Source organism: Pseudoalteromonas holothuriae (assembly GCF_945859825.1).
Classification (GTDB): Bacteria; Pseudomonadota; Gammaproteobacteria; order Enterobacterales; family Alteromonadaceae; genus Pseudoalteromonas; species Pseudoalteromonas holothuriae.
In genome coordinates this window covers 108,603-115,459 of sequence record NZ_CAMAPC010000014.1, presented here as the reverse complement: position 1 = coordinate 115,459, position 6,857 = coordinate 108,603, and the positions used below count along the sequence as shown (strand labels likewise).

3 protein-coding genes are annotated in these 6,857 nt (G+C 40.9%); 2 read left to right on the top strand and 1 reads right to left on the bottom strand.

Annotated elements, in window-relative coordinates; all coding sequences use genetic code 11:
* Positions 1 to 859: 859 nt before the first annotated feature.
* Both OCI93_RS15705 and OCI93_RS15695 read left to right on the top strand, forming a co-directional pair.
* Complete coding sequence (locus OCI93_RS15705; RefSeq protein ID WP_261592672.1) at positions 860 to 2,146, top strand: HD-GYP domain-containing protein; 1,287 nt, start codon at positions 860 to 862, stop codon at positions 2,144 to 2,146.
* Between the two features lie 524 nt (positions 2,147 to 2,670).
* A complete protein-coding gene (locus OCI93_RS15695; RefSeq protein ID WP_261592659.1) occupies positions 2,671 to 3,936 on the top strand; it encodes an outer membrane protein transport protein in 1,266 nt (421 codons plus the stop codon).
* A 60-nt stretch (positions 3,937 to 3,996) separates the two neighbouring features.
* Here OCI93_RS15695 and OCI93_RS15690 read toward each other — a convergent pair whose 3' ends face one another.
* On the bottom strand, positions 3,997 to 6,843 hold the full coding sequence (locus OCI93_RS15690; protein ID WP_261592658.1) for a valine--tRNA ligase: 2,847 nt from the start codon (positions 6,841 to 6,843) through the stop codon (positions 3,997 to 3,999).
* Between the last annotated feature and the right edge of the window lie 14 nt (positions 6,844 to 6,857).

Sequence of the window (6,857 nt, the reverse complement as noted above, 5' to 3'; positions counted from 1 at the left end):
GAACTCAGAAGTGAAACGAAACAGCGTCGATGATAGTGTGGCTTTGCCATGTGAAAGTAGAACATCGCCAGGATTTAATTAAGAGAAAGCCCGATTCGAAAGAGTCGGGCTTTTTTGTTGTGTGTGCAAAATTGTCTCTGAGGCTATTAAAGAAGAAACTCGGTGATAAAGAGACATTTTTGCGCAAGGTGAAGTGAGCAAGCTTCACAGTCGTTAGTCTGATATTCCCTCAGCGGTTGTTAAAATAGCTCATTACACCTTGCGCAAATGGAATGTAAGCGCTGCGCGCTTTGTCATTAGACATTTGCACCTTGCGTAAAAAGAGCGTATTCGCTTCGCTCATGTCGCTAACCTTTTACACTTACTTCACCTTGCGCAAAGGAAACGTACTCACTGCGTTCGCTATCGTTAACCCTTTGCACGATAAGTCCCTCTGCGATTGTTAAAATAACTCATTGCACCTTGCGTAAAAAGAGCGTATTCGCGTCGCTCATGTCGCTAACCTTTTACACTTATTTCACCTTGCGTAAAAAGAGCGTATTCGCTTCGCTCATGTCGCTAACCTTTCACCTTGCGCAAAGGAAACGTACTCACTACGTTCGCTGTCGTTACCCCTTTGCACTTTAATGTAGCTTTACCATATGCCTCTTTATAGAAAAGAGCGGATCATCACTAGGACTTAATTAAGAGAAAGCTCGATTTGAATAGAGTTGGGCTTGTTTGTTGCGAAAAAATTACTTCCCCCTTTGAATCAGCCCTTTTATCTAATAGTTAATTATTATTTCATATCTCATATATAGACTATTAGGATCAAAAAGTGCTATTAAACATACTTGTTATCTTTTTATATGATCCTTCTATGCGAGTGACCCTCCCTATTGCTGAACTTAAACCTGGTATGTTTGTAGACAGTGTTCACAAACAAAGAGCTGATACGGGTTTGAAAATCAAATCTCGGGGCATGGTTCGAGATCATAACATCATTAGCAAGTTATCAGCAGAAGGAGTATTAGAACTTAATATCGACTTTGGTTTGAGTGAAATAGCGATACCAGAAAAGTATCAAGCTAAGGAGTCAAAAGATAGCCAAAGGCCAGATACACTAAAGTTAGATGCTCGAACAAAACGAAGAAGAGCTGCACAGGCTGAGCAAAAATCGACAAAAGTTACTAAAAAAAAGAAAAAGAGCGCAACAGAGCCCAATACATTAGAAAAGGAATTTGAGCTTGCCAGCCAAGCTTTTGAGCAGCATAACCGAAAGGTGCAGGCTTTATACACGGATACAACCGCAGGCTTAAAAACAGATGTGGGCTTAATTAACGAAATCAGCAAAGAGATTGTTGAATCAGTGCTGCGTAATAGCAACGCAATGGCAATTTTAACACGTTTACAGGATAAAGATGGGTATAACTGGCGACATATGATTAATTGCGCCATTTTAGTTAGTGTATTCGCAAAATATCTAGGCTTATCTGAAGAGTTGATCAAGCAGCTTGCTATGGGGGCAATGTTACATGATGTAGGCCATGCACGTTTACCACAAGGTATAGTTAATAAGGATGATAAGCTTAACGATATAGAATACAAAGCGGTTCAAAAGCATGTCGTTCATTCTCTTGGATTAGTTAAAGGTGAGCAAGGCGTTACTCCAATGATGATGGATATGATAATCAACCATCATGAAAGAATTGACGGAAGCGGTTATCCGAGAGGTTTAAAAGGACTAAAAATTAGTAAAGCAGCAAGAATTATGGCGATTGTTGATGTATATGATGCAATGACGTCAGAGCGCCCCTATCAGCAAGGAGAAGAGCCTATACACGCTTTGCGCTATTTGCTGACGAATAAAGAACAGTTTGACCCAGTACTAGTGCAGCGCTTTATAAAATGCCTCGGTGTGCATCCAGTAGGGTCTATTGTTAAACTGACTAATGACAGGCTAGCTTTGGTATTAGCAGGTAATCAACATGCACCTACGGAGCCAAATGTGAGAGTGTTTTATAATACAAAACACATGCACCATATTACCGCCAAAGAACTTGATTTGAGTGGAACTGATCTTGATATCAAAGTAGTGGCGAGTATTCGTCCATTAGATTATCAAATTAATTTGTCTCGTTTGTTAAAAGAACATTTGTTGATTTAACAGTAATACACCGTTGTTGTTTATGTAATTTAGCAGATAATGTCGCGCCAGCTAAGCATGAAGTTGTTAACAGTAACCAAAGCAATGTGCCTAAATTAGCGTGTAGTGCAAAACAGCAAAAAGTTAATGATATAAGTGATGTAAAAATACATCCTAACCAATAGACACTAATCGGGTTATCGCATTGCCCAGCGTTGTGACATGCGCAATAAGTCGCTTTGCACCAGCAGTAGACGCTGGTCCCAGAAAATAGTAGAGCACTTAATACCAGCAGCAGCATATTCCTTATTATCCAAGTAACTTCAGTCATACTTAGTCTAAATAACTTATGCTTTATCGTCAATGCTAATGAGAATTGATTTCATTAAGTTGTGTTTATAATCATATCACCAGTGTGACTTTTGTTCTTTGATGTAAAATTGTTCGTTTGATTAGGTTGTTTGCTCTAAATTGAAGCTTTTTAATTCTGTTTTATGTAGTGTAGGCGTTTTCAAAAAGTGTGAATGTACACATGGGATTAAGAAATGTCTGTATTTAAAAAAACACTAGTGGCATCAAGCTTGATGTTAGTTTCTTCACACGCATTTGCTGCTGCATTTCAATTGGCTGAGCAAAGTGTGTCGGGTCTTGGGCGTGCCTATGCAGGTGAAGCATCAGTAGCTGATGACGCATCGGTGGTCGCGCGTAACCCTGCTCTAATGAGTCAGTTTGAGAGTGCTCAATTGAGTGTAGCGGCAATGTTTGTCGAACCTGATGTAAGCTTAAAAGGCACAACCACCAATAATGGCGTTGATGTAAGCGCGTTAGATGATAGTAGCATTGCACCAAGTGCTGTGGTGCCCGCAGCTTATTATACTCGGCCGATGGGACAGGGTTGGTATCTTGGCGTGGGTGTATACTCTCAGTTTGGTTTAGCGACTGAGTTTGCCTCAGACTATGCCCCGGGCCAAATAGCTGGTGAAACTGAGATTGTAACTGTCAATACTAATGTCAGTGTTGCATATCAAATATCAGAAGAGTTTACTATTGCCCTTGGTATAAGCCACGTTTATGCTGATGCCAAAATTATTCGTAACTTTGGCCAATCGCCATTGCCAATTCCGGCACAAACAGAGGCTGTTCATCTTGAGGGTGACGACCAAGGTTATGGTTGGAATCTTGGTCTAAGTTATCAATTAGATAAAGGCAACCGTCTTGGGTTTAATTATCGTAGTGAGACAGATATCACCTTTGAAGGGGAGTTTGCTAATCAGTTACCTACTGGTGCGCCATTTTATGGCACTGCAAATGAAAAATCCCCAGGAAGTGTCGCGATAACTTTACCTGCTATTGCTGAGTTTTCTGGGAGTCATCAGGTTAATGAGCAAAGTGCTTTGCATTTTAGCTTGCTATGGACTCAGTGGAGCAGCTTTAAAACGCTTGCTGCTAAGGTGGATGGACGTGGCACAGTATTTAGTAAAGATGAAAACTTCTCAAACTCTATGCGTTACGCGATTGGGGCAGATCATCAATATAGTGATGAGTTAACACTGCGTTTTGGCATAGCTTATGACAAGTCTCCAGCCGACCCATATCATATGTCTATTTCAATTCCAGACACTGATCGTATGTGGTATTCACTCGGTGCTGAGTATCAAGTATCAATCAATAGTTCATTGGATGTAGGTGTGAGTTTTTTGCGCGGTAAAACACAGAATTTTGTTGAAGCTGATAATCTTGGACAGGTATGGGGTTTTGAGTCAAACGGCCATGCTACTGTATTAGGCGTGCAGTATAATTTAGGCTTTTAATGTAGTACAAAGAAAAGGGCAGTTTAACTGCCCGATATTTAGCGGTTTCTCAAAGCCTATTTATAGGCTTTGTATTTTAGCTTTTTGTTCAAGCAGTTTAGTTCTAGCATCAGAGAACTCTGCAAGCTTCTCTTTTTCTTTTGCTAATACAGCTTCAGGTGCATTATTGACGAATTTGTCGTTTGCTAGCTTTTTCTCTACTTGAGCTAAGCCTTTTTCGGCTTTTTCAAGCTGTTTAGCGATACGTGCTAATTCAGCTTCAACATCAATGAGACCTGCCATGGGGATCAATATCTCAAGATTACCGACAAATGATGTTGCACAGGCTGGCGCGTCATCAATACTTTCTAAAACAGTAAAACTTTCTAGCTTAGCAAGTGCACTTAAAAAAGCTTTATTCTGCTCTAAACGACGCAAATCTTGCTCACCTGCTTTGGCCAGTAATACATTTAGTGGTTTATTAGGACTAATGTCCATTTCACCGCGAATATTACGAATTGCTAAAATAAACTGTTTTACCCATTCTAGATCAGCCATTGCAGTTTCATCTACTTGGCTTTGATCAAATTCAGGATAGCTTTGTAACATTATGGTCGTTGTATCAATGCCTGCAAGTGGTGCAACGCGTTGCCAAATTGTCTCTGTAATATATGGCGTAAGAGGATGCATTAAGCGTAATAAGCCCTCTAGTACTGTTATCAAAGTATGACGGGTGCCACGTTGCTGCGTTTCGTCACCTTTGAATAAGATTGGTTTAGTCAGCTCCAAGTACCAGTCACAGAATTGATTCCATGTGAACTCATAAATTGTATTGGCTGCAAGGTCAAAGCGGAAATTATCTAAATGTTCGGAAAATGTTTTTACTGTGCTTTGAAATTGCCCTAAGATCCAGCGATCGGCCAGTGAATGAACCATTTCACCACCATTGAAACCACAATCTTGCTCTTCTGTGTTCATTAACACATAGCGGCTGGCGTTCCAAAGTTTGTTACAGAAATTACGATAACCTTCGAGGCGGTTCATATCCCAGTTTATATCACGACCTGTAGACGCCATTGCTGCAAGGGTAAAACGCAATGCGTCTGTACCGTGAGGCTCAATGCCTTCAGCAAAGGTCTTACGTGTGTTCTTTTCAATTTTTTTAGCCAGTTGTGGCTGCATCAAATTGCCAGTGCGCTTTGTTACTAGGCTTTCTAAGTCAATGCCATCAATCATGTCCAGTGGATCGAGTACATTACCTTTTGATTTTGACATCTTATCGCCATTTTCATCACGAATAAGGCCTGTTACATAAACCGTTTTAAATGGTACTTGTGGTTTACCATTTTCATCTTTTATGAAGTGCATGGTCATCATGATCATGCGGGCAACCCAGAAGAAAATAATGTCAAAACCGGTCACTAACGTATCTGATGGGTGGAATACTTTTAAGTCATCGGTGTTTTGTGGCCAACCTTGTGTTGAAAAAGTCCACAATGCAGATGAGAACCAAGTATCTAATACATCTTCATCTTGGTTGAGTACGATATCGTCTGCAATATTGTTTTCACGGCGTACTTCAGCTTCATCGCGCCCTACGTAAACATTACCTTTTGCATCATACCATGCAGGGATACGGTGTCCCCACCAAAGTTGACGAGAGATGCACCAATCTTGTACATCATTCATCCATGAGAAGTACATATTCTCATATTGTTTTGGTACAAACTGAATGTCGCCATTTTTAACTGCATCTTTAGCAGGCTCAGCAAGAGGCGCTACACGTACATACCACTGATCAGTTAAAAGTGGCTCAATGACAACACCAGAACGATCGCCATAAGGAACGGTTAGGCTGTGATCGTCAATTTTTTCGAGTAAGCCTGCGCTGTCAAACTCTTCAATAATACGCTTACGTGCATCAAAGCGGTCTAAACCGTGAAAGCGTTCAGGCAGCGGAGCATCAAGTTCAAGCGGTTTGCCATCAAATGAGTAACTTTCACCTACTGTTAGAATAGCTGCATCTTTATTAAATACATTGATCATGGGTAGCGCATGGCGTTTACCAACTTCATTATCGTTAAAGTCGTGAGCCGGTGTGATTTTTACACACCCAGTGCCTTTTTCCATATCAGCATGCTCGTCTGCAACAATCGGAATTCGACGGTTAACGATTGGCAGCAAAATCTCTTTGCCAATTAAATCTTGGTAGCGTTCATCTTCTGGGTTAACAGCAACACCGGTATCGCCTAGCATGGTCTCAGGGCGAGTTGTTGCAACAACAATGTAGTCTTTACCATCTTGCGTTTTTACGCCATCTGCTAGCGGGTAGCGCAAGTTCCACATGTGGCCTTGTTTGTCTTTGTTTTCAACTTCCAAATCAGAAATAGCAGTGTGTAGTTTTGGATCCCAGTTTACTAGACGCTTACCTCGATAAATAAGGTTTTCTTTGTGTAAACGAACGAACACTTCTTTTACTGCTTCAGAAAGGCCTTCATCCATGGTAAAACGTTCACGATCCCAATCAACTGAAGCGCCTAAACGGCGAAGCTGTTTAGTAATGGTGCCGCCAGATTGCTCTTTCCACTGCCAAATTTTGTCAATGAATACATCACGACCTAAGTCATGACGTGTTTTACCTTCTTCAGCAGCTAACTTACGCTCTACAACCATTTGTGTTGCAATACCTGCGTGGTCAGTACCTACTTGCCATAAAGTATTATTGCCTTGCATCCGCTTATAACGGGTTAAGGTATCCATGATGGTGTCTTGGAAAGCATGCCCCATATGTAAGCTACCAGTGACATTAGGTGGGGGGATCATAATTGAATACGCATCGCCTGTACCTGATGGCTTAAAATAGCCATTTTCTTCCCAGTCTTGGTATAAAGACTGTTCTATATCTTGTGGATTATAGGTTTTATCCATTTCACAGAACCTTA